At 41.3% G+C, this 23,312-nt stretch carries 23 protein-coding genes; 6 read left to right on the top strand and 17 right to left on the bottom strand.

Annotated features, from left to right (window positions below; genetic code table 11):
• Positions 1–182 precede the first annotated feature (182 nt).
• Entirely contained in the window at positions 183–623 is a 441-nt protein-coding gene (locus tag HMPREF9184_RS07865) for a LytTR family DNA-binding domain-containing protein (RefSeq protein WP_000861942.1), read from the top strand.
• Positions 620–1,078: a DUF3021 domain-containing protein gene (locus HMPREF9184_RS07860; RefSeq protein ID WP_000743964.1), complete on the top strand. Its 459-nt coding sequence runs from the start codon at positions 620–622 to the stop codon at positions 1,076–1,078. Before HMPREF9184_RS07865 ends, HMPREF9184_RS07860 begins: the two co-directional genes overlap by 4 nt.
• A 41-nt stretch (positions 1,079–1,119) precedes the next feature.
• Here HMPREF9184_RS07860 and mutS read toward each other — a convergent pair whose 3' ends face one another.
• Together mutS and argR are read right to left on the bottom strand one after the other, a co-directional pair.
• Complete coding sequence (gene mutS / locus HMPREF9184_RS07855) at positions 1,120–3,654, bottom strand: DNA mismatch repair protein MutS (protein WP_000206071.1); 2,535 nt, start codon at positions 3,652–3,654, stop codon at positions 1,120–1,122.
• Positions 3,655–3,704: 50 nt separating this feature from the next.
• Complete coding sequence (gene argR / locus HMPREF9184_RS07850) at positions 3,705–4,151, bottom strand: arginine repressor (RefSeq protein ID WP_001227368.1); 447 nt, start codon at positions 4,149–4,151, stop codon at positions 3,705–3,707.
• Positions 4,152–4,298: 147 nt separating this feature from the next.
• Between argR and argS the strand changes: the two genes are divergently transcribed.
• The 3 genes from argS to HMPREF9184_RS07835 all read left to right on the top strand — a co-directional run bounded on the left by argS (position 4,299) and on the right by HMPREF9184_RS07835 (position 8,031).
• Positions 4,299–5,987: an arginine--tRNA ligase gene (gene argS, locus HMPREF9184_RS07845; protein WP_000104867.1), complete on the top strand. Its 1,689-nt coding sequence runs from the start codon at positions 4,299–4,301 to the stop codon at positions 5,985–5,987.
• A 341-nt stretch (positions 5,988–6,328) separates the two neighbouring features.
• On the top strand, positions 6,329–6,574 hold the full coding sequence (locus tag HMPREF9184_RS07840) for a hypothetical protein (RefSeq protein ID WP_000084855.1): 246 nt from the start codon (positions 6,329–6,331) through the stop codon (positions 6,572–6,574).
• Positions 6,575–6,768: 194 nt separating this feature from the next.
• Positions 6,769–8,031, top strand: coding sequence for an NRAMP family divalent metal transporter (locus HMPREF9184_RS07835; protein WP_000084741.1), 1,263 nt, complete (start codon positions 6,769–6,771; stop codon positions 8,029–8,031).
• 85 nt (positions 8,032–8,116) lie between these two features.
• Here HMPREF9184_RS07835 and nrdI read toward each other — a convergent pair whose 3' ends face one another.
• From nrdI to HMPREF9184_RS07810, 5 genes are all read right to left on the bottom strand, one after another.
• The gene (gene nrdI, locus HMPREF9184_RS07830) at positions 8,117–8,587 is read right to left on the bottom strand and encodes a class Ib ribonucleoside-diphosphate reductase assembly flavoprotein NrdI (RefSeq protein ID WP_000724235.1); all 471 of its coding nucleotides are present in this window, start codon (positions 8,585–8,587) and stop codon (positions 8,117–8,119) included.
• Positions 8,588–8,663: 76 nt separating this feature from the next.
• The gene (locus HMPREF9184_RS07825; RefSeq protein WP_000729043.1) at positions 8,664–9,197 is read right to left on the bottom strand and encodes an ABC transporter permease; all 534 of its coding nucleotides are present in this window, start codon (positions 9,195–9,197) and stop codon (positions 8,664–8,666) included.
• 58 nt (positions 9,198–9,255) lie between these two features.
• On the bottom strand, positions 9,256–10,542 hold the full coding sequence (locus HMPREF9184_RS07820) for a response regulator transcription factor (protein ID WP_000278908.1): 1,287 nt from the start codon (positions 10,540–10,542) through the stop codon (positions 9,256–9,258).
• 12 nt (positions 10,543–10,554) lie between these two features.
• Positions 10,555–12,225, bottom strand: coding sequence for a sensor histidine kinase (locus tag HMPREF9184_RS07815; protein ID WP_000800548.1), 1,671 nt, complete (start codon positions 12,223–12,225; stop codon positions 10,555–10,557).
• Entirely contained in the window at positions 12,203–12,817 is a 615-nt protein-coding gene (locus tag HMPREF9184_RS07810) for a YesL family protein (RefSeq protein ID WP_000514454.1), read from the bottom strand. The genes HMPREF9184_RS07815 and HMPREF9184_RS07810 overlap by 23 nt, the downstream gene beginning before the upstream one ends.
• A 133-nt stretch (positions 12,818–12,950) precedes the next feature.
• Here HMPREF9184_RS07810 and HMPREF9184_RS07805 point away from each other — a divergent pair, with 133 nt between their 5' ends.
• Positions 12,951–13,520 carry an MptD family putative ECF transporter S component gene (locus tag HMPREF9184_RS07805; protein ID WP_000739516.1) on the top strand — a complete coding sequence of 190 codons (570 nt, stop codon included), beginning with the start codon at positions 12,951–12,953 and terminating at the stop codon, positions 13,518–13,520.
• A 174-nt stretch (positions 13,521–13,694) separates the two neighbouring features.
• Here the strand turns inward: HMPREF9184_RS07805 and dltD are convergent, their stop codons facing one another.
• The 10 genes from dltD to HMPREF9184_RS07755 form a co-directional block, all read right to left on the bottom strand.
• A complete protein-coding gene (dltD, locus tag HMPREF9184_RS07800) occupies positions 13,695–14,867 on the bottom strand; it encodes a D-alanyl-lipoteichoic acid biosynthesis protein DltD (protein ID WP_000593515.1) in 1,173 nt (390 codons plus the stop codon).
• A gap of 47 nt (positions 14,868–14,914) precedes the next feature.
• Positions 14,915–16,069: a D-alanyl-lipoteichoic acid biosynthesis protein DltB gene (gene dltB, locus HMPREF9184_RS07795; RefSeq protein ID WP_001105736.1), complete on the bottom strand. Its 1,155-nt coding sequence runs from the start codon at positions 16,067–16,069 to the stop codon at positions 14,915–14,917.
• Between the two features lie 160 nt (positions 16,070–16,229).
• Positions 16,230–16,922 (bottom strand): methionine ABC transporter permease, encoded by a 693-nt coding sequence (locus tag HMPREF9184_RS07790; protein WP_000134267.1) that lies wholly within the window; start codon positions 16,920–16,922, stop codon positions 16,230–16,232.
• Position 16,923: 1 nt separating this feature from the next.
• Positions 16,924–17,985, bottom strand: a complete 1,062-nt coding sequence (locus HMPREF9184_RS07785; protein WP_000085644.1) for a methionine ABC transporter ATP-binding protein — start codon at positions 17,983–17,985, stop codon at positions 16,924–16,926.
• Positions 17,978–19,351 (bottom strand): M20 family metallopeptidase, encoded by a 1,374-nt coding sequence (locus HMPREF9184_RS07780; protein ID WP_000231773.1) that lies wholly within the window; start codon positions 19,349–19,351, stop codon positions 17,978–17,980. The genes HMPREF9184_RS07785 and HMPREF9184_RS07780 overlap by 8 nt, the downstream gene beginning before the upstream one ends.
• A gap of 122 nt (positions 19,352–19,473) precedes the next feature.
• Complete coding sequence (locus HMPREF9184_RS07775) at positions 19,474–20,328, bottom strand: MetQ/NlpA family ABC transporter substrate-binding protein (protein WP_000694518.1); 855 nt, start codon at positions 20,326–20,328, stop codon at positions 19,474–19,476.
• Between the two features lie 153 nt (positions 20,329–20,481).
• Positions 20,482–21,327, bottom strand: a complete 846-nt coding sequence (locus tag HMPREF9184_RS07770) for an amino acid ABC transporter substrate-binding protein (protein WP_000724964.1) — start codon at positions 21,325–21,327, stop codon at positions 20,482–20,484.
• 103 nt (positions 21,328–21,430) lie between these two features.
• Complete coding sequence (locus HMPREF9184_RS07765) at positions 21,431–21,754, bottom strand: AzlD domain-containing protein (RefSeq protein ID WP_000253928.1); 324 nt, start codon at positions 21,752–21,754, stop codon at positions 21,431–21,433.
• Positions 21,744–22,439, bottom strand: a complete 696-nt coding sequence (locus tag HMPREF9184_RS07760) for an AzlC family ABC transporter permease (RefSeq protein WP_000659748.1) — start codon at positions 22,437–22,439, stop codon at positions 21,744–21,746. The genes HMPREF9184_RS07765 and HMPREF9184_RS07760 overlap by 11 nt, the downstream gene beginning before the upstream one ends.
• 143 nt (positions 22,440–22,582) lie before the next feature.
• A complete protein-coding gene (locus HMPREF9184_RS07755; protein WP_001244655.1) occupies positions 22,583–23,185 on the bottom strand; it encodes a hypothetical protein in 603 nt (200 codons plus the stop codon).
• Positions 23,186–23,312 lie beyond the last annotated feature (127 nt).

Genomic DNA, 23,312 nt, shown 5'->3' with positions numbered 1-23,312 from the left:
ATTTTCCTAGAAATTGATTATATTATACCATATTTCAGATGCTACCAGAAAAAGCAAATACCACATAGACTCCAAATCTCTCCACATAGACAAAAGCTCTTGCCATGGGTCGTAAAATAGTGTTTAATAAAGGTGTACAGGAAGTGATCACAACCTTGTATAACTGAAAAGGAGGGAAATTTATGAAAGTAGAACTACAGATTAAGGAGACTTACGAGGAAGAAAAGCTGATTGTCCAAGCACCTCAGTCAACCGAAAAAGTCCAGAAAGTCATTGAGTTCGCAGAAAATCTTGACCAAAAAGAAACAATCAAAGGAAAGATTGAAGATCAGGTCTATCTAGTTAAGATTGGTAAGATACAACGCTTCTATATCGAGAATCGGAAGGTTCTAGCAGAAACTGCATCTCAGACCTACACCATTGATTTGCGTCTCTATCAAGTTCTTGAAATTCTGCCGACCACTTTTATCCAAATTTCCCAATCAGAAATCATCAATATCGACTCGATCTCTCATCTCAAGCTAACCCCCAACGGTCTGGTAGAAATCTTTCTAAAAAATGAAAGCTTCACCTACTCTTCACGCCGTTACCTAAAAACCATCAAGGAGAAATTAGAACTATGAAAAAACAAATCTTTCACGATGCAGCCGCTGGTGTTCTTATCGGCCTCATCCTCTCTATCATCTTTTCACTCATTTATGCACCAAGTACCTACGCCCCACTGAGTTCCGATTCTCTAATCGGCCAAGTGATGTTCCAACATCAGGTTCACGGTGCCCTGGTCTTGCTCTACTGCACACTTATCTGGGCAGCTATCGGTATTCTCTTCAATTTTGGCAACCGATTATTCAGACGTGACTGGAGCATGCTTCGTGCGACTCTTACTCATTTTTCTCTCATGCTAGTAGGCTTTATCCCATTAGCAACTCTGGCAGGTTGGTTCCCCTTCCACTGGGCCTTCTATCTCCAGCTCATTATCGAGTTTGCGATTGTCTACCTCATCATCTGGACTATCCTCTATAAAAGAGAGGCTAAAAAAGTGGACCACATCAATCAACTCTTGGCCCATAAAAAGTGACAGCAATAATCCCACTCATACATTTGTGAGTGGGATTATTTTTATAACTTTTGTTTGAACTCGACTAAGACATTCATAGCCTGTATAGGTGTCATGTTGTAAACATCCAGTTTAGCTAATTCTGCTAGGATAGGGTGTTCTTCAGGCGTATCAAAGAGAGAAATCTGTTCCGTGACGGCACTTGTTTGCCTCATCGGAGCTGGGCTTTCTTGCCCCTGACTCTCTAACTGAGCCAAAATCTTATCCGCTCTTGCTAAGAGTTCGGCTGGTAAGCCAGCAATCTTAGCAACATGGATACCGTAGGATTTGTCAGCTGGTCCTGGTTCAATCTTGTGAAGGAAGGTGACCTGTCCATCCTGCTCCAAGGTTGCCACGTGGACATTGACCAAGTGTTGTAAACTAGACTCCAGACTAGTCAACTCATGGTAGTGGGTGGCAAAGAGGGTCTTGGCTCCGATATGCTCGTGGATGTATTCGATGATGGACTGAGCAAGAGCCATCCCGTCATAAGTTGCAGTTCCCCGTCCCAATTCATCAAAGAGAATCAAGGAATCCTTGGTCGCATGCGAAATGGCATTGTTGGCCTCCATCATCTCTACCATGAAGGTTGATTGACCTGAAACCAAGTCATCTGCTGCTCCGATACGGGTAAAGATAGCATCAAAAATCGGTAAATGAGCGCTCTCAGCTGGAACATAAGAACCCAGCTGAGCCATAACCGCCGTCATAGCTAGCTGGCGCATATAGGTAGACTTCCCACTCATGTTTGGCCCTGTAATCAGTTGAATACTGGTGTCTTCTGCCATCTGGATACTGTTTGGAATATAGGTCTGCGCTCCCATGACCTTTTCGACGACAGCATGACGCCCTTTCTGAATATCAATTCGTGAATTCTCTCCAAACTCAGGTCGGATTAAATGCTGGGTTTCAGCCACAACTGCTAGACTTTGCAAGACATCAACCGTAGCAATTCCTTGGGCTAGAGCCTGTAAACGCTGGATGTACTTGCTGACTTCCTCACGGATACGCATAAAGATTTCGTACTCTAGTTTGGCTGACTTCTCACGCGCCTCCAACATATCTCCCTCGATACGAGCTAATTCCTCAGTCCCGAAGCGTTCTGAGTTTTTCAGCGTTGCCTTACGGAAAAAGTGGGCTGGAACATTTCCCAGTTGCGAATTGGTCACATGGAAATAGTAGCCATCTTTTTTATTGTAGTCAATCTTGAGCGTGCTGATGCCAGAGTTTTCTCGCTCCTTAGCCTCAATCTCAGCAATCCAGCTAGTCCCTTCTCTGAGCACACGACGGTACTTGTCTAAGGTCTCATCAAATCCCGTACGGATAATGCCACCTTCCGTAATCACATGAGGAGCTTCAGGAGCAATCGCTGCGCTAATCAAGCTCTCCAACTCAGGGATTCCATCCAACTGTGTGATGAGATAGGCCAAAGCAGGTTGCTCCATGCCTTCTAAAATCGCACGAATCCGTGGCACACTAGACAAGGTAGTAGCTAACTGCAAGAGATCCTTGGGATTGGTCTTTCCAAAAGAAACCCGACTAGCCAAACGTTCGATATCATAAACACCTTTGAGACTGTCTGTCAAATCACTACGCTCAAAGAAGTGGTCAAGAAAGACCTGCACCACCTCTTGACGTTGGACAATTCGCTCCTTATCAATTAAAGGACGATGAATCCAAGAACGCAAGAGCCGCATACCCATAGCCGTTTTGGTTTCATCCAAAAGCCAGAAAAGACTGCCTTGCTTCTTGCCTGAACGGGCATTCTCAACCAAATCCAGACTGGCCTTGGTCGCATAATCCATCTGCAAGAAATCTTTGATTTCATAGCGAATTACCGGTTTAAGATGATTCAATTCCCGCATCTGGGTCCGATGAACATACTGGAGGAGCTTACTAGCTGCTGCTTGCTCCACAGCTGCCAGTCGTGAATCCAGTAAATGGATGTCCTCAAAACTTTCTTTTTCATAAGAGAGCACAAGATTCATCTGGCGGCTGAGAATCTGTTCTTCTGCCTCAGACAAGTCATAACCCAGCACCACTTCTCGAGCCTTGAGATTACGGATTTCTCCACAAACCAGCGTGAAATCCAAAAGACCTGTCACATAAAAATCACCCGTCACTAGGTCCAGATAAGCTAGGCCAAACTGACTGCCATCACGGTCTAGGGCAACCAAGAAATTGTTCTGACTGTCCGGCTTAGTGCTATCGACTACTGTCCCGGGTGTAATGACCTGAACAACCTCTCGTTTAACAACCCCAACTGCTTGTTTGGGATCTTCCATCTGCTCAGCAATGGCTACCTTATAGCCCTGCTCAATCAACACATCAATGTACTGTTGGGCAGAATGATAAGGAACTCCCGCCATAGGAATGGGATTGTCCGCATTTTTATTACGACTAGTCAGTGAAATCTCTAAAATCTGCGCCGCATTGACCGCATCCTCATAAAACAATTCATAAAAATCACCCATTCGAAACAGCAAAAAAGCATCTGGATATTGCTTTTTAATATCCACATACTGCTGCATACCAGGTGATAGTTTTTCTGTCGTCATATTGGCTCTCTCCTTGTCAAAAATAAGGCTTGGGAACAAGTCCCAAAACCCTATCTATCCCTCATCAAATCCAGCAAACGCTCTTCCATGACCTTGGCAACATGCTGGTCTCGACAAATAACCAGTAAGGTATTGGCACCAGCAACCGTCCCTAAAATTGACTCGTCCTTATTTTCATCAACAATATTTGCCAAAACAGCCGCTTCTCCAAGCTTGGTGTGTAATACCAAAGTAAACTCTGCTCTCGCAACTCCTTCTAGATGATGCGACAAAAACTCTACCAAATCAATCTTTTCTGTCTCATTTGCTAACACATAGTAGACCATACCATTTTTCTTAACCTTGGTCAGGCCGATCTCGCGCAAGTCGCGAGACAAGGTCGTTTGCGTTACAAAGACATTTCGAACCTCTAGACGATCTTGGATATCTTTCTGTGTAGCTAGTTTTTCCTCAGTGATCATCTTTTTAATCAACTGGTGCCGTTCTTTTTTTCTCATATCAACCTCTTACATGAATATTTATAACCGATTTCGGGTTTATTTTTAGATATAATTATACCAGAAAAACTGAATAATTCAAAAAAATCTTTCTTCTTTCACTAAATTTATGATAGAATAGAATAAAAGTCCAAAAGGAGCCTACTTATGAGTACAAAAAAACTGATTGCTAGTGAATTAGCTAGCGTCATCGATAGCCTGGACCAAGAGGCTATTTTCAATTTACTAGAACAACCAAAAAACTCTGACATGGGGGATATCGCTTTTCCCGCTTTCTCACTTGCAAAAGTCGAACGCAAAGCCCCTCAAATGATTGCTGCTGAAATCGCTGAAAGAATCAACAGTCAAGCTTTTGAAAAAGTTGTTGCAACTGGTCCTTACGTGAACTTCTTCCTTGATAAATCTGCCATTTCTGGAGCAGTTATCAAAGAGATCATCGAAAAAGGATCTGACTACGCTCAACAAACGGAAGGCAAAGGGCAAAATATCACGATTGACCTATCAAGTCCAAACATCGCAAAACCTTTCTCAGTCGGTCACTTGCGTTCAACTGTTATCGGAGATGCTCTTTCTAATATCTTTAAGAAAATGGGCTACAACACTATTAAAATCAACCACCTTGGAGACTGGGGGAAACAGTTTGGTCTTCTCATGGTTGCTTATAAAAAATGGGGAAGTAAGGAAGCTGTCGAAGCTAATCCGATTGACGAATTGTTAAAATTGTACGTTCGCATCAATGCTGAAATCGAAAATGACCCAGCTCTTGATGATGAAGGACGTCTCTGGTTTAAAAAATTGGAAGATGGCGATCCAGAAGCAACTCAACTTTGGCAATGGTTCCGTGATGAAAGTTTGGTTGAGTTCAACCGCATCTACAAACTACTTGGCGTTGAATTTGACAGCTTAAACGGGGAGGCCTTCTATAATGACAAGATGGACGAAGCCGTGCAAATCCTTGAAGAAAAAGGTTTGCTAGAAGAATCACGCGGAGCTAGTATTGTTAACCTCGATGATGTTGAACTTCCACCTGCTATGATTAAGAAATCTGACGGTGCAACCCTCTACATCACACGTGATATTGCTACAGCTATCTACCGTGCTCGTACTTACAATTTTGTTAAAAATGTCTACGCAGTTGGTCAAGAGCAATCCAACCACTTTAAACAATTGAAAGCAGTCTTGAAGAAAATGGGATTTGACTGGAGCGATGATATGATTCACGTGGACTTCGGTCTTGTAACCAAAAATCGTCAAAAGCTCTCTACTCGTAAGGGAAATATCATCCTGCTCGAACCTACCCTTCAGGAAGCTATCAGCCGTGCCAAAGCACAAATCGAAGCAAAAAATCCTGACCTTGAAAACAAGGATCAAATTGCTCAAGCTGTTGGAGTTGGAGCTGTCAAATTCTACGACCTCAAGACTGACCGCAGAAATGGTTACGACTTTGACCTTGAAGCTATGGTTTCCTTTGAAGGAGAGACTGGTCCATACATCCAATACGCTTACGCGCGTATTCAGTCTCTACTTAGAAAAGCAGACTTCCAACCAAATGCTCAAGCAAATTATAGCCTTAATGATGCTGAAAGCTGGGAAATTATCAAACTTCTCCAAGACTTTGCCCGTGTCATCAAACGCGCATCTGTTAACTATGATCCGTCGCTCATCGCTAAATACGCAATCAGCTTGGCTCAAGCTTTCAACAAATACTATGCTCACACTCGTATCTTGGATGAAAGTCCAGAGCGTGACAGCCGCCTAGCCCTTAGCTACGCAACAGCTGTTGTTCTCAAAGAGTCCCTTCGTTTGCTTGGAGTAGAAGCACCAGAGAAGATGTGATTCAGTACTAACAATTGGAACTAAAGTTCCTAATTGCCTAAACGCTTCACTAATACCTCGAAACAAATAATATCGATTTGTTTCAAGATATGTCGTAATCTTTTAAGTCACTTGATTGCAAAGCAATCTAAGTAAAACTAACGCCAAGTCTTATATAGGCTTTGGCTTGGTGCTTTACTAGTCTTCATTTCAACTGGATGGACTTTTCAGTTAAAGGTCAAGACCGTCTGTTTTTATCTGTCAGATACCTATTCTGCCAGTCTAATCACTTAGTTGAAAAGCGAAAATTTCTTTCGCTTTTCTTATGTCATCAACTTTTTTATCAAACCAGGAGAAATTTTATGAGCCAGTATGCTTATATCTTAGTTCTTATCAGTCTTGTCGTTCTTTTTCTCATCAATAAATACGAAAAGGAAAAACTTCAACAACTCCTTCAGGAACAGCTTCTGAGGGACGAAGCTTTCAAAACAGACATACGCGAAAGGATCCAAACAACGGAAAATATCAATGATGTGATTGACTACATCAATAAAAGCTATCGTTTGGGACTCCTGCTTTCTAAGGAAATCACTGAGCAATTAAAATAAGGGAATCCGAGAAGTTTTTTTCTCGGATTTTTTACTCCCATCAATGCCATTTTCCTGTAACAATCATATCTTTCATATTGTTTTTCTGAAATTTTCTAAATTTTTCAAAATTTTCTTGCATTTTTTCTGAGTTTCTTGTAGAATAGAACTTATCTATTCAGATTATTCTGAAAATTCAAAAACGGGAGGTTTTTATGTCACAAGTTACTTCATCACACCAGTCTACCTGGACAAGCAAGCTGAAAGCAATGGGGCCAGGAATCCTAATGGCTTCTGCCGCCGTTGGAGGTTCTCACATTGTATCCTCTACTCAAGCTGGTGGTTCTTATGGTTGGTCTCTACTCCTCTTGGTTATCTTGGCTAATGTTTTCAAATATCCATTTTTCCGTTTCGGTGCCGAATATACTGCCGATACTGGCAAAACCTTGGTCGAGGGCTATGCCGAAAAAGGAAAACTCTATCTCTGGATTTTCTTTATCCTCAATGTCTTTTCTGCCTTAGTCAATACTGCCGGTGTTGCCATCCTTTGTTCAGCTATCATCGCTAGTGCCTTTCCAATGATTGGTCTTAGCATCACTCAATGGTCCCTTATCCTTGTTGCGGTTATTTGGGCCATGCTGCTCTTTGGTGGCTACAAACTATTGGACGGTATGGCAAAATGGATCATGTCTGCCTTGACTATTGCAACTGTTCTTGCGGTTATTATTGCAGCAATTAAGCATCCAGAATACAGCTCTGATTTTGTCGAAAAGACACCTTGGCAAATGGCGGCCCTCCCCTTTATCGTTTCCCTCCTAGGATGGATGCCTGCTCCTATTGAAATCTCAGCTATTAACTCACTTTGGTCAGCCGAAAAGAAAAAAACTGTTGACTTTAATACCGAAGACGCCCTTTTCGACTTTAACGTTGGTTACATTGGAACAGCCATCTTGGCCGTATTCTTTGTGGCTCTCGGAGCACTCATTCAGTATCCTACAGGACAAGCGGTTGAAGCCGCTTCAGCCAAATACATCTCGCAATTTGTGGGTATGTACGCTTCTGTCCTTGGCGAATGGTCTCGATATTTGATTACTTTCATCGCTTTCCTCTGTATCTTTGGGACAGTGATTACTGTCATCGATGGCTATTCACGTGTCAATCAGGCATCCCTTCAACTTTTGGCAAATCAAAAAGAGGACGATAATAAATCCTTAAAAATCTGGATGACCATTACAGCTATCATCGGTATCGTCATCATCAAATTCTTTGCCGGTCAAGTTTCAACCATGCTCCGCTTTGCCATGATTGGATCTTTCCTTACAACACCGTTCTTTGCCCTTTTGAACTATGTCTTGGTCACAGGTGAAAATAAAAATCTTCCTTCTTGGTTGAAACTCCTCGCTATTGCAGGATTGATTTTCCTCTTTGGATTTGCCATCTTCTTTATCTATGCACTTGCGATCGGAAAAGCAGGTTAGTTCACAAAGCAGCACCCTCGTCTGGGGTGCTTTTTTCTGCATTCAAAAAGCAGTTGAGGAAGCCCAACTGCTCTTCAGTACTACTTTATTTTTCTGTCTCCAATCCATACAAGTCCGCGATAATCGCTGCGACCTTTTTAATATCTCCCAGCATCCCCCGCATTTCAAAATCTGCTAGAACAGGGAAACCAAAGCGCTGACTGTACTGCTTGGCTGTCAGGCAGTACTGATTGTTAAAATTGCGATTACCAGATCCCACTACCCCAAAACACTTACTGGCATTGTCCCCATAGGCGATAAAATCACCCACTGGAGTTGTTAAAATCTCAACATCGCCGTTATCGACACCATTTCCACCTTCTAGATAGGTTGGTAAAAAGGCGACATAAGGATGGTCCATCTCAAAGAAATCTTTCCCTTCCTTGACCAAATCCTTGATATGGATCTTTTGGACCTCAATTCCTTCGTGCTGAGACAGGAGATAGTCCTTAAGTCGGGTTACAAAACTCTCTGTATTCCCGCTCAAACTGATATAAACTAAGGATATTTTTTTCATGTTGACCTCGATTTTTATTTTTGGATATTAAAAGAACTACCAAGATTGTAACTTGATAGTTCTCTTTTGTCAATACTTAGGCAACTTCCTCTGCTTCGACTTCCTCAGACAAATCTTTTTGTTGACGCCACATCTTGTAAAAGACAATGGCAAGGAAGAGGACATTGATAACAACAAATAAAATCGTTGTTCCCTTTCCAAGGACTTCTGTCCCTAGTCTCAAAGTTTCATCACGGATGGCTTGTACAGCATCTTGCATACCCATATAAGTATAAATCGAACCAATAATGGCAAGTAAAACATAAGCAATGTAAGCATAATTTGCATATTGCAAATGATTACGAACCAAGAGAACAATACCGGTAACTACCAAGATCGCAGATAAAATAATCAAAACGATGTTAACAGTCGAATGCGATAATTCAGCTGTCTTATGCAGATAATTAATCGTATCTTCCAACTGCTGGGCGCTGAGACCTTGAACCTGAGTTTGACCAGCACGTAGAGCCTCTTTACTAGGCACCGGGCTCAACAAGCCAAACAGGGACATAGCTGAAATCAATGCAGACAGAACTAATAAAACCCATAGGTAGATTGGTTTCTTTTTCATATTTTCCTCCTTAAGGCATTTTGGACATTATAGCATTTTTTGCACGTAAATACAAGTTTTACAGGGAACTTTCGACTTGTTTGCGGTAAGCTTTTGGTGATTTTCCGCACAATTTACGAAAAACCTTGTAGAAATATCCAACATTACTGTAACCAACAGCATAGCAAACATCTTCAATACTATCATTGGTTGAAAGCAAGAGTTGTTGTGCCGCCTTGATCCGCTGTTTGTTGAGCAGTTCCGCAAAGGTCGAGTTGGTTTCTCGCTTGATCAGCTGACCGAGGTAGACTGGGTTAATAAAGAGATCCTTGCTGATATCCTTAAGTGATAACTCTTTTTGATAATCACGGCCGATAACCTCTAGAACACTGACCACATTTTCATTCATGCGGTACTGACCAAAGAACTTGATCAAGGTCTCTTTGATGTAGGCAACCAATTCTTCAAAGGAGTTAATGGCATGGATGGCTTTGACAATCTCGGTCATATCATCTGCTTTTAGGTGTTCAAACAAATGGAAGACATCCATGACAAACTGGGTGAAAAGCTGTTTGGTGATAGCCACACGCGGTGTATTCTCTAAGACAACCTTCTCTAGCAGAGTCAATTCTTCGATAATTTGATTGATATTTCCTTGGATAATCACGCGATAAATCGGCTCGTAATAGGCAAATAGACTCTCGGATTTTTCTAGATTGACAGAACCGTAAAAGAGGGCTTTTTCTGCGTTGATCTTCCATTTTTCAAAGGATTGTTGGTAGGGCGCTCCAAAAGGTGATACTACGATTCCATCTAGTGGTTGATCAGAGATAAAAATCTGCCAGTCTTGACCTAAAACATAGTAAGGAATAGTGAAAGACCCTTGTTTTTCCTTGGAAAGGCCTATCCACCAGTTGTCTTTACCTGCTAAGAAGTTGACAAAGCCTTCTTCATCCAATTCTTGGCTGAGAGTCTGGCTTTGCTCCACCTTTTCCTGAAGTTGGCTCGCAATTTTTTCTAATAAATGACCCAACTCCACCTTATCCACTGGCTTTACCAGATAATCCACGACACTGAGGTTCATGGCTTTCTTGACATAGTCAAACTCCTGATAGCCTGACAGCAAGATATAATAGGTATCTGGGAGAATCTCCTTCATCTCCTTGATCATCTCAAGCCCTGTCTTATCTGGCATGTTGACATCCGAAATAATCACATCAACTGGATTTTCCTTGACGTAGTCCAATGCATCATCTGCGTGATTAGCTGTTGCGACGACTTGCATATCCCATTTTTCAAAGGGGATTAACCGCTTGAGCCCCTCTGTCACCATGTACTCATCGTCTACTAATAAAACTTTATACATTTCCCTTCCTTTCTATTCATTTTGAATAGTAATACGGTAACGAACACCTTCTTGTTCAGCTGACTCTACACTGATTTGGTAGCGATCTCCAAAATAGAGGACAAAGCGTTCGTGTACATTGATTATTCCAATTGATTGTCGCTCTCCGCTATAGCTTGCCTCGTGCTCAAAACTTCTCTGAGTTAGTTTTTCTTGCAAACTAGCTAGTTTCTCAGCAGGCATTCCACGACCATTGTCTACCACTAGGATTTCAACAAAACCTTCACCCTTCAAAACCTTGATACTGATTACATTGTCTGTTCGCCTGTAATCAATACCGTGAGCAAAGTAGTTTTCTACCAATGGTTGGAGCGTAAACTTGGGAATCTTCATATTTTCTAATTCTGGCTCGATCTTAAAACCATAGGCAACTGACTTTGGATAACGCACCATACAGAGATAGCTGTATTTTCGGCAAAATTCCAACTCCTGCTTCAGCGTCGTTTCTCGCTCATCGGAGATATTATTGCGTAGTAAACTGCTAAATTCATAGATAATATCCGCCAGTTCATCTTGGCTTTCCATCACCGCATACATCCGCAAGAACTCCAAGGTATTATACATGAAGTGAGGATTGATTTGAGCTTGCAAGGCTCGCATATTCGCATCTTTTTGGCTCAGTTCCAACTGATAAATATCATGGATATTTTTTTCCAGTCGGTCTAACATATCATTTGTTGTTTCTGAGATGAGGAGCAATTCCTGATCTTTCTCAGAAGTATCGATGCGAAGCCCTTCTTCTCCTTGAGCAGTAACCTGAATAGACTCGACCAAGTCCACCACCTGCTTTTGATATTTTGAAAAGGTCTGTCTCAGAGTGATATACAAGATAATGATAAAGAGAATGCTTAGTCCAATAATGATAGCCGAACTAGTCAAAGTTCCCTTAAGAACAAAATCCTTAGGAACGGCTACACGAACTTGATAGCCATGGGAGGTAACTCCTACAAGCCAGTCCTCCCGCTCGGCAGATACTGTCTCCCCAATCTGAAACATCTCCGTATCAAAAGGCGAAGTTACTGTTACAGCCATCGGGATATGGCCCCTTGTATTGTCAATAGCATCATGGAGAACATCTGGGGAAAGGGAGATATAGATGACTCCTAAATCCTTGTCAGACACAGGATCGGAAACGGGAATGGCAAAACTATTAGGAGCTGGTTTGAAATTTTCTGCTGGAATTTTCTCTCCACTTCGTTTCCCTCTGGTAGAAACAAAGACTTCTTTATAATCTTGAAGGACAATTGCCACACCCGTCACAAAATCATTGCGAACATAGAGATCATCGATATTTTCATACAAGGATACCGAGATATAGGGCGAAGCCTTACGCTCTAATTGCCAATAAAAATAGTCTGGTGTACTGAGACTAAAGTACTTATAAATCCCTTCAATGCGAGCCTGATTTTCAACCAAAGCCTGTGCAATCCGAGTCGACTCTCTATGGTAATATTCAATCTCACTCACTGTCCGAGTCGTCACACGTTGAGCTACTCGTTGAGCTTCTTTTTCACGGGAACTCCAGTCAGCATAGGAGAGCATGATCGCAAAACTTGCAATGATGGCAATCATCACCAAGGTATAGATGCGCAAGAGCGAATGGAGCCAGAACGGCTTCATTTTATTTTGTCGCCAATTTTTCATGGATACTTTCATATACGGGTTCCAACATATCACTGATAAAGAAATGCCACACACCAATCCCTACGAAAAAGAGGAGGGCAGGCATATAGTAACCAATTCCTACAAGCATGACCGTACCAAATAAAACCTTGGCAATTGCCGGCAAATTCATAAAAATCCCGATGAGAGCGAGTTTTACGGTATTTCGATAAGAGAGCTCATAGTGAACTTGTAGTTTCAATGAAACGGTATAAGCCAAAAAAACAAAGGCAACAACAAGGATATTGAGGAAGGTTGCCAAGAGATGGAAGATAGTTTGATGGGGCAATTGAACCAAAAGGTACAAACCATAAACTAAGACTAGATCTACAAGTACAAAACTATAGAAAGCGAGATTGCTCTTGACAAAGTTACTCTTATACAATTCCCAAGCTTCTTTCAAACTATAAGCTCGGTAAGTATAACCGTGCTCCGCATATAAACTCATAAGGGTTGCACTAGCTGGTGCCAAACCAAAGACCACACCTCCTGCTAGTGTCAATAACCAGAAAAAAGCCGTCGCAATCATTCCTAAAAAGAAACGATTAAAGACGAATTCTAGAAACTTTCCCATAATATCCTCCTTAAAACAACTATGTAACTATTATATCATATTTCAAACGTTTTCAAAAATATAGAGCACCCATTTACAATCCTCTAAAAGCGTGCTACAATTGATTTTGACAGATTTATATAAGGAGATTCTCATGAAGAAAAATATCTTAACTACCCTCTTAGCCGTCGTCCTCTACTTCCTCTGTCTAGGGATTGGAGTATTGCTTGGACACCTGGTCGACTCAACGGGCAATATGTTCTATGCGCCTGCCTTTTCTGCCCTTGTTGGAGGGAGCGTCTACATGCTTCTTTTAGCAAAGGTTCCTCGTTTTGGCGCTATCACGATTCTAAGCCTTTTTATGGCACTATTTTTCCTAGCTAGTAAACACGGTGCCGGCGCCTTTCTACCAGCTATCGCTTGTGGTCTTGTAGCAGATGCTATTGCTCGCCTCGGTCACTATCAGGATAAGATTAAAAATCTTCTCTCCTTCCTCGTTTTTGCTTTCAGCACAAGTGGTCCCATCCTCCTCATGTGGATTAGTCCAGAATCCTACGCGGCAACTCTCCTCACTCGTGGGAAATCCCAAGAATACATTGACCGTATCATGGTCGCTCCAGAGCTAGACAAAATTTTTCTCTTTGTAGCAAGCATTCTCCTTGGTGCTGTAATGGGGGCTCTGCTTGGGCAGTTTCTAAGTCAAAAAATCGCTGATAAAATGTAAGGTAAAAGCCCTGAAGACTAGTAACACCTAGCTCCAGGGCCTTTTTGTATACAATCTTAGAATTCACTATAGATAAATTCTTGGATGTTCGAAAAATCGGTCACAAAACAGTAAATCACGATACTTAAGATAACCGTATAGAAAAATAGTGTCCACAAGATTAAACGATGTGTGTTAGTTAGCTTGGTTTGCAAATTTGTAAAGTTCTTTTTCAACTTCCATCCATCCTTTCACTCCAACGTGCATCACGTCAAATAAAAAGTAATCATCATACTCTCTGTTTCCATAGTTTAGTACCGTTGCACCATGGCCTTTTGCAACATCTTCTATTTTTTTATAAGTTTTCTCCCGCACCTCTCTTGAGACACCCGTGTAGTCATTCCATTTCCCGTTTACTGGGAAAATAATGACCTCAACTTCAATGCCCAATTCTTTGGCAACTGTCAAGAAGAGTTCCATATCTGAATACTCTGGCGACTCTAGGTAGCTCAAATCTTTATTAGAATCCTTCAGTGATGCATAGCGATCTTTTAGGTAGGTATTGTAGTAGTTATTATCAACAGCATAATCATTATTGTCTGTTTTCTTTTTGACCTCTTCTACAAACTGATTTGTCATTTTCTCCCAATCGTAGTCTGGGGTTTTATCTCCTAGTGAAGGATAATCTGATTTGGCATGTTTTTGATAAAAAGTCTGTTTGAGCTTAAAGGAATACATCGCCTTATCGAATTCTAATAGTTTTTTGTCAACAATAGTTCCTTTTCCATCTATGAAATAACTTTTATATTTTTTGTAGATATCATTTTGTTGCTTATTCCCCTTGGTAATCTCGATAATGCGATTGATTAGTTTTTCTTTCGTTTCTTTACTAATCTTGTCATTATCTAGCATGTGGAAAATATGTTCCTGAGAAGCCTTGTTCAAAAAGGCATCTTGATGGGTCCCATCTTTTTCAAACCACTGAACCGACTCTACTATAACTACTTTTCGCTTACTCATAGATCCTTCAATAGAGCCCAAGGTCGTAGCCTGAATGATGTTTTGAGAATAACTGGTCCCAATCTGCATGATATTAAAATCGTTGTAATTAAAAATTTTATTTGGATGATAGTCTTCATTTATTGTTGCAACCAACTCTGAAGAACCCATTAGAACCAGTGTATTGGGGGTGATATTGCTTGTTAGAATATCTCTACTTTTATACTTTTCATACGAGGTGCTATAACGAATACTGTTATCCTTGACTTTATAATAATCCTCAATCTTCTTGACATACGTCACATTTAAAAGGGCAAGCGTCGCAATTACGAGCACAAGCGATAGTAAAAATGCTTTTAATTTAATCATTTCGTTTTATCCTATCCCTTCAATCTAGCCGATTTCTTTTCAATCTCTTAGCTCTTTAAAATCGTCAGTAAGATTTTATAGGGTTCACCTGAAAAGATAAAGAAACCAATCATAACCAAATTCATGGTCACAAACCAACTTAGTAGCTTATACCAGTTTTTATTTTTATTTTTCTTATAAAAATTGCTTTTCTTTTGATACACTTCAAATCCAGCCATCAAGACACCATGATAAAAACCATAGACAATGTAACTAACACTAAGACCATGCCAAAAACCCATGACCAACATATTGACCATATAGGCATAGGTTGCATTGTGTAGTCTATTTTTAAACCATTTTTTTCTGATAACCTGCATCAATACTCTTGAAAACACAAAATCTCTCAACCAGGTCGACAAGGTGATATGCCATCTGGTCCAGAAATCCTTGATATCGACACTCAAGAAAGGTTTGTTAAAGTTCATCGGTGTCTGAATACCTAGAATGTTGCTACTTCCAACGGCCATTAGACTATAGCCTGCAAAGTCGAAGAACAGATACAAGGTATAGAGGTACATATACTTGATTGAGTAGACGACTGTACCAGTATTGCTTAGAGCGAGCAACATCTGGTAAACATAGGTTGACAAAACAACCTTATAAAGTAGACCTAAAACGATACGATAAACACCGTCCCCTGCCAACTCTAGATAGTCTTTCCGAGGCATGACCTCGTTTATCTCTTTTAAAAATCTCCTACTCCGATCAATCGGACCAGCACTAACCGTTGGGAAAAAGAGCAAAAACTGTAAGTAATCTTTTACACCAATTTTTTCTTTGATCAAGCCATCCGATATTTCTAGCATGATCTGAATAGTCTTAAAGGACATGTAAGAAATTCCAATAAAGGCCAACAAATGCAGAGAAGTCAGGGCAAAGACTTTATTAATCACCAAAGGAAGAATGGAAAGGAAAACCAATGGTTTCAGTCGCTTTGCTTCTATCCTCTGTGCTAGAAATACCAGAAAATATTGGTAAACGATAAAGGCAAGCAAATAGACTATCATCGCTCGACTCTTGCCATAAATAGCTCCTGCAAATAAGAGGGAGAGCGCCAAAATATAGTAGTCCTTACGTTTTTCAAAAAAGTTTACCACAAAACCAATCAGTAACACTACAAATAAGAGAAGGAAAAACTCATTCCCCTCGAAATAATTCATACCAACCGAACTCCTTTACATTATCATCCCTTCTACAGCAAATTTTATGGTTTGCTAATTGAGGGACCTTTATTTATTATAGCATATTTCCAAAAAGAAGCTCTATCCTTCTTGCATTTCGGTAAGAAAGGAAAAAGGAGTCCCTTTGAACTCCTTCCATTTATTTATGACTCAATTTTTTGGTCAAAAAATCTCCTAGAAACTGGATCGTGAAAATAATCAAGATGATAATAATGGTTGCTAGAACTGTCACATCATGATTGAAACGGTTAAATCCATAAGCGATGGCTACATTACCGATACCACCAGCTCCGACCGCACCAGCCATAGCTGTTTCCCCAACAAGGGAAATCAAGGTCACAGTCGTCACACGGATCAAATCTGGAAGACCTTCTGATAGGTAAACACCCACGATATCCCAGAAGGTTGCTCCGCTTGCTTGGGCCGCCTCAATGACGCCTCCATCTAGCTCAGCCAAGACCACCTGCACCTGACGGGCAAAGAAGGCAAAGACTGCAAAAGAAAGGGGGACAAGGGCTGCATTTGGTCCGATACTAGTCTTAACAATCAAATGAGAAAGTGGAGACAAGATCGCCAAGAGGATGATAAAGGGTACCGCACGGAAAATAGAGGTAATCTTGTCTAAAATCCAGAAGACAACCTTATTTTCCAATACACCACCTGGCGCTGTCAAGACAAGGAAGAGACCTGCCACTAGCCCCAAGAACCCTCCAATGATGAAGGAAAGAACCGTCATATAAAGAGTTAGGTAGATGGCTGTTCCCCAGCCTGCTTGACCAGCCCAGCCCATCTTGTAGACATTTGGTAAGTATGTTTGAATAAACTCTGTCATCTTACTGTCCTCCCTTCAATACTTTTAACTGTACACCCGCTTGACGGATGGCTTCTTGAGCACCTGCTAGCGCTGCTTTTTCACCCGACAAGACCACAACCAATTCTCCAACAGGAGTACCGTCGAGGATCTCGATATTTCCATAAAGGATATTAGCCGTTACTTGGTAATGCTTGTACAATTCATTCAAAAGTGGCTCGTCAGTCGAAGCCCCTGCATACTTGAGCTGCACTAAAATACTGTTCTCAGATAAATGCTCTACGATTTCTTGCTTTTCAATCTTGACCATGGCTTCATCAATACCTGTAGCTGTTGAGATAAAGTCCTGTGTCAAAGGTTGTTTAGGGTCTGAGAAGATTTCAAGAACACTGCCCTCTTCAATCAAACGGCCATCCTGCATAACTGCCACACGGTTGGCAATGTCTTTGACAATCTGCATTTCATGCGTAATCAAGACAACCGTCAAGCCTAATTTTTGGTTCAAATCTTGCAACAAGGCTAGAATTTGCTTGGTTGTCTTAGGGTCTAGGGCAGACGTTGACTCATCTGAAATCAAGATTTTTGGATCATTGGCCAAGGCACGCGCAATGGCCACACGCTGTTTTTGCCCTCCAGAAAGTTGAGAAGGGTAGTTTTCAGCACGGTCCGCCAAGCCAACCAAGTCCAACAACTTAGCCACTTTAGCTTTCTTTTCTTCCTTGCTGAGTCCAGAGTGTTTAAGAGCAAAGGCTACATTCTCCTCTGCTGTCTTTTGGCTCATCAGGTTAAAGTGCTGGAAAATCATCCCGATATCTTGACGCTTACGACGCAACTGCTCTGCAGTCAAGGTCACCTTGCCGTCAAAAATCACATCGTTATCAATGGTAATTTTACCTGCAGATGGTTTTTGCAAGAGGTTAATCACCCGTACAAGGGTTGATTTCCCTGCTCCAGAATATCCAACGATTCCGTAGATATCCCCTTCTTGGATGTGAATGGTCACGTCCTTGACCGCTGTGATGATTCTCTTCTTTTGGTGAAAAGTCACATCGATCTGATCTAACTTGATAATATCTCTACTCATAGCTTCTAATCAGCTCCTCTACTAATTCAATATGGGTGTAGTAATCGGCGATTCGCACGTTTTCATCTCCACCGTGGTCTCGGCTATTGGCATTCCCTAGACCAAAGGCTACCATAGGTACCTCTAGGGCATCAAAGACCGTATGCATAGGTCCTGTCCCCGCCGTTGTCGGCAAGACCGAAACGCCCTGTGGATAGAATTTCTTAGCCAGTTCAATAACATTGAGAATGGCTGGCGCACTCATATCGCTTCGATAGCTCATCTCTCCCAAGGTATAGTATAATTCTACCTTATCAAAACCATTTTTGTCTAGCTGTTTCCGAATTTTTTCCAGAACATCATGCGGTTCTAAGCCAGGAACCAGACGAACCTCTAGCTTGGCACTCGCTTCTGCTGGCAAAATAGTCTTAACACCCTGACCTTGATAACCTGACTGAATCCCTTCGATATTGAGTGCAGGCTCAAAAAAGAAACGCTTGAGAAAGACAGCACGCTCCTCTTGTAAGAGAGGCAATTCCAAGCCGTAAATGCGACTGATTTCCTCTGGACTGCCTTGTGCATAGGTATCCACCAAAGCTAGTTCTCGTTCATTCGGCTCTTGAACATCCTCGTACAAGCCTTCGACCAAGATACGACCATCTGCAGCACGCAGGCTACTTAAAGCCTGGAGGAGATACCACGGAGCTGATTCCACGACACCACCATAACTCGAATGAATGTCCACATCCGCACTTTTCACCTTGGCATCAAAGGTCACGATTCCCTTGTTTCCACCAGAAATTTCTAACTGCTCCAAGGCATTTTTAGTCCCTTGCTCCCAGACTAGCAAATCTGCTCCACGAAGTTTGTCTGCGTGTTTCTCTAAATACTTATCTAAATCCATAGAAGCAGACTCCTCTGCCCCTTCCATGATAAAGCTGATATTGACTGGCAGGTCATCATGGTGCTGCATATACTTTCTCAGAGCACTCAAACGAGCTGTGATATGGCCCTTGTCGTCGTCAACTCCACGCCCATACATAAAGCCATTTCGCACAGAAAGTGTAAAGGGATCCTCTGTCCAAATCTGATCTCCGTCCGCTGGTACGGTGTCATAGTGGTTATAGAAAATCAAGGTCTTAGCATCTGGACGCGAACTCTTGAAATGCGCCATGACAAAAGGCGCCGTGTAGCTCTCATCAATCTCAACTTCAGCTCCCACACGCTTGAAAATCTCACCTAGATAGTTTGCGACTTCCTTGAGCCCGACCTGCTGGGCAAAGACTGATTTCTTGGAAATCAAGGTACGCAAAACTTCAAAATAATGCTGGGCTACATGATCCTTTTCAAATTTTTCAATCTGTTCTTGTTCGCTAGGAAAAACCATTTTTCTCTCACTTTCTACTGAGGACTTGTGTCTATGGACGGACTACAAGATCATCTTCTTCAAAACCAACAATCTAGATAAAAGCAAGAGGTGGAAACTCTCTCCCACCTCCCTGTGTCTTATTACCAAACTGGTTGGTCCAAACCGTCTGATGTTTCTTCGATAACTTTTTTCACTTCATCAGTGTGGTAAGCTGCGATAATTTTCTTGATGGCATCAGCCTTAGGTGATGATTCCCAATCTTTTTTCGCAACAATGATGTTGTACCATTGTTTTGAGTTTTCATCAGCTTGTTCTTTGAAGAGTGCTTTCTTGTAGTCCAATTTTGCTTCTGTAACGAAGGTATTGTTTACAACGGCAGCGTCAACTGATGACAATGAACGAGCTGTTTGAGTAGCATCCAATTCAGTAATCTTCAAGTTCTTTGGATTTTCTTTGATGTTTGCGATTGTAGCAAGTTCAGTTCCTGAAACATCCAACTTGATCAAACCAGCTGATTGAAGAAGGTAAAGAGCACGGCTTTCGTTAGTAGCATCGTTTGGTACTGCGATTTCACCGTTATCTGGGATTTCTTCCACTTTAGTGTACTTGTTTTCTTCTCCATTTTTACCTGAGTAAAGGCGGATTGGTGAGATATAAGTCTCTGCAATCGCTACAAGATCTTTTCCGTTTTCTTTGTTCCAGTTGTTCAAGAAGTTATAGTGTTGGAAAGCGTTCAAGTCTACTTCACCATCAGCAGTTGCCTTGTTTGGTTGTGAGTAATCTGTAAACTCTGTGAATTCCAATTTAATGCCGTCTTTTTCAACTAATTCTTGGACTTTGTCCCAACGTGCTTCTTCTGAGCCACTACGGTTAACAGTCGCAATTTTAACTGTAGTTGTATTGTCTGCTTTCTTGTCTGAATTTCCGCAAGCTGCAAGTGTAAGGCCTGCTACTGTAGCAATAGCTGCTACGCCTAACCATTTTTTAATTTTCATGATTCTTTCTCCTTTAAAAATAATACCGTAATAGTATCTCATACTTTATTTGATTTCGCAAATTGTTATTAGATAGGCAGACATATAGTTTGAAACTATAAGTCTAGAAGTTGCAAAATCATCCACCTACGAGAGAATGGATGATTTACAAACTTATTTAATATCAGCTTCTGCTGGTAGGTAAGAACCACCAAAGAACTGTTGAGATAATTTTTCAAGAGTTCCGTCTTTGTATAGTTCTTGGATGCGTTTATCCACAAATTCCTTCAACTCATCTTGACCTTTTGCAAGAAGTGGGTATACGTAAGGTTGTTGGTCGCTTGGAAGTTCGATGACTTTCAAATTATCCAAACCTTGGTTTTTGATAACTGTCTCTACACCGATTTTGTCAAAAATCTTGTAGTCAAATTGTCCATCACTCAAACGAGACATGATTTGTTGGAAATCTGCCTTAGTATAGTTAAGGATAGTTGGATTATCTGCGTGTTGTTTGTTATATTCTTCCAATTGTTTTGCTGAGGTTGTTCCTTGAACGACTTCAGTAGACTTTCCACCAATATCATCAAGTGACTTAATACTGTTATCATCTTTTTTCACAACAAGAACGTTAGGGTTTTTAGCAGTCGGTGCTGCGTAAAGATATTTTTCTGCACGTTCTTTAGTATAACTAAAATTGTTCACAGCCATTTGATAACGGTCGCTATCAAGTCCTGGGAAAATCCCTGACCACTCTGTCTTTTCAAACTTGACATCATACTTGTCAGAGTCTTTAAAGATGGCACGAACCACTTCAATCTCGTAACCAGTCAACTCACCATTTTCTTCGTAGTTGAATGGTTTTGGTGAAGCATTGGTTGCAACGATAATTTCTTTCTTACCAGATGTTGCTGCTTCACTCGATGCAGTATCTTTCTTATCTCCACCTGAGCAAGCTGCTAGTACACCTGCGGCAACAAGCCCTAGGGCAGCAAGAGATGAATATTTGACGATTTTTTTCATGTCATTTCCTCCAAAATAGAATACTGTACTATCTTAACAGAAAAAAATTTTTTTTGCCATTATATGATACCTATCTCGGTGATAGGTTTTCTTTATGACTGGTTTAAAAGACCAAACGCAAGACTGCAATCAAAACCACTCCAAAAAGAACCGTGCCAACTAGATTACGGTAGCGAAAGGCTACCCAAGCCGTTGGAAAGACTGCCAAGAAGTCCAGCCACTTAATCTGAGGAAGACTCCCAACCTTACCTGACACCACGCTTGAAAGGATCAAGGCAAAGATGATAGAGACAGGCAAGAACTTTAAAAAACGCTCAACAATAGCTGGCAATCCCTTGTACTTAACCAAGATGAAAGGAATCATACGAGGTATCCAAGTCACCAATCCAGAGAAAATAACGGCTAACAAAAGATACTTACTGACCATCTAAGACCACCCCCATGGTACAACCTAGCAAGGTCGCAAACAAAACAGCTAGTGACTGAGATACCACTGTCAAGAGCAAAAAGAAAGACGCCGCAACAACTGCTAAAATCTTCAGCAGATTGCGGACAGGAATCCGTCTTTGCATAATCTGGAACTGCGAAGTAAAAATCCCGATAAACATCCCCGCGAGGGCAAAGTCCAGTCCAAAGATTTCTGGATTTGGCAGTAAACCACCTAGAGCTGTCCCAACAACTGTCCCAACAAACCAGGCTATATAACTATTGAGATTGTTCCCATGCATCCACATAGGATGGACCTTGTCTGTATGGGCTAATTCTCCCATCAAAACCCCGTAGGTCTCATCTGTCAGGAGACTGGACATGCCGATATTTTGCCAGATACTAGTATGACGGAAATAAGTCGACGCATGCAAGCTCAGCAAAAAGAGTCGCAAGTTGATCAAAAAGACCGTCATAGCAATAGCTGCCACAGGCGCCTGTACCGCAATCAGTGCCAACATGGCAAACTGGGCGCTCCCAGCATAAACAAAGAGGCTCATCAAGCCCATCTCAACAGGTGTCACATAGGGCGCACCGATAATCCCACAAGCTAGGCCGATACTAACATAGCCAAGGGCAGTCGGCATGGCCGCCTGAACACCTTCCCAAAATCCTTTTTCTTTCATCCTTCTCCTCATATTTTCTCCAATTGAGGCTGTTCAAGGTCACAGCCACAGCAAGAAATATTATAACACATTCATAGAAGAGAAAAAAGTTTTGAATCTGAAACTTGGAGCCAGTAAAAAATACTGAAATCTCATGAGTGTTATTAATACATCCTAAATTGATCCACCCGAATAGTATACTTTTTAGCTTCAATTTCTTTAGCATCTTCATCTTCTGTCGGATAGACATCAACCCTGAGTTCTTTCCTTTGTCCTTTCAACTTGACTTTATAGCGATAGCCGTCATCGTATAGTCCTACCGTCTCGGTAGTTACAGATTGAAAATTCGGAAGAGCTTCAATTTCTTTTTTTATAGTCTGGGATAGATTGTTGAGCACTACATATTGCTCCCCTTTTGAAGCTACAGGAATATGAACTGTCGCTTTTTCCAAGCGATGTGATTTTGAAAATGTGAATCTTGCTCGACCTGTATAACCATTCAAAGCAATATTTTCGTAATCATAGAAAAGACGCCCTGTTTTATAGAAATAAGGGTCTTCAGCACGCCAAGTATCTCGATAGGCCATCTCTGTTTCCTCCACCACTTCGCTAGCCTCACCAAAAACTTCTTCAAAGGATTTAAGGGGCATATTGAATGAAAGTGTTTCAAACAAGACCAGTTGTGTCTTTTTAAAATTCTGGCAAGCTGTTAAAAGCAGGAAAAGAGCTCCAAGAGCAAGCAGACTGTTTATTATTTTGTTTCTCATATACCTACTATACTAAAAAACTCTCGGACTGACAAACTTTGATAGAGTCGGATTTCGTGATTGGAGTCTAAAATTGCTTCTTTTTATTTTAAATTGAGCAAGAGTCAGTAGCAAGCCGTCATAATTA

It is taken from the genome of Streptococcus sp. oral taxon 058 str. F0407, from assembly GCF_000235485.1.
Lineage (GTDB): Bacteria > Bacillota > Bacilli > Lactobacillales > Streptococcaceae > Streptococcus.
Note: the sequence above shows the minus strand (reverse complement) of the source record. Positions and strands in the feature narration are given on the sequence as shown.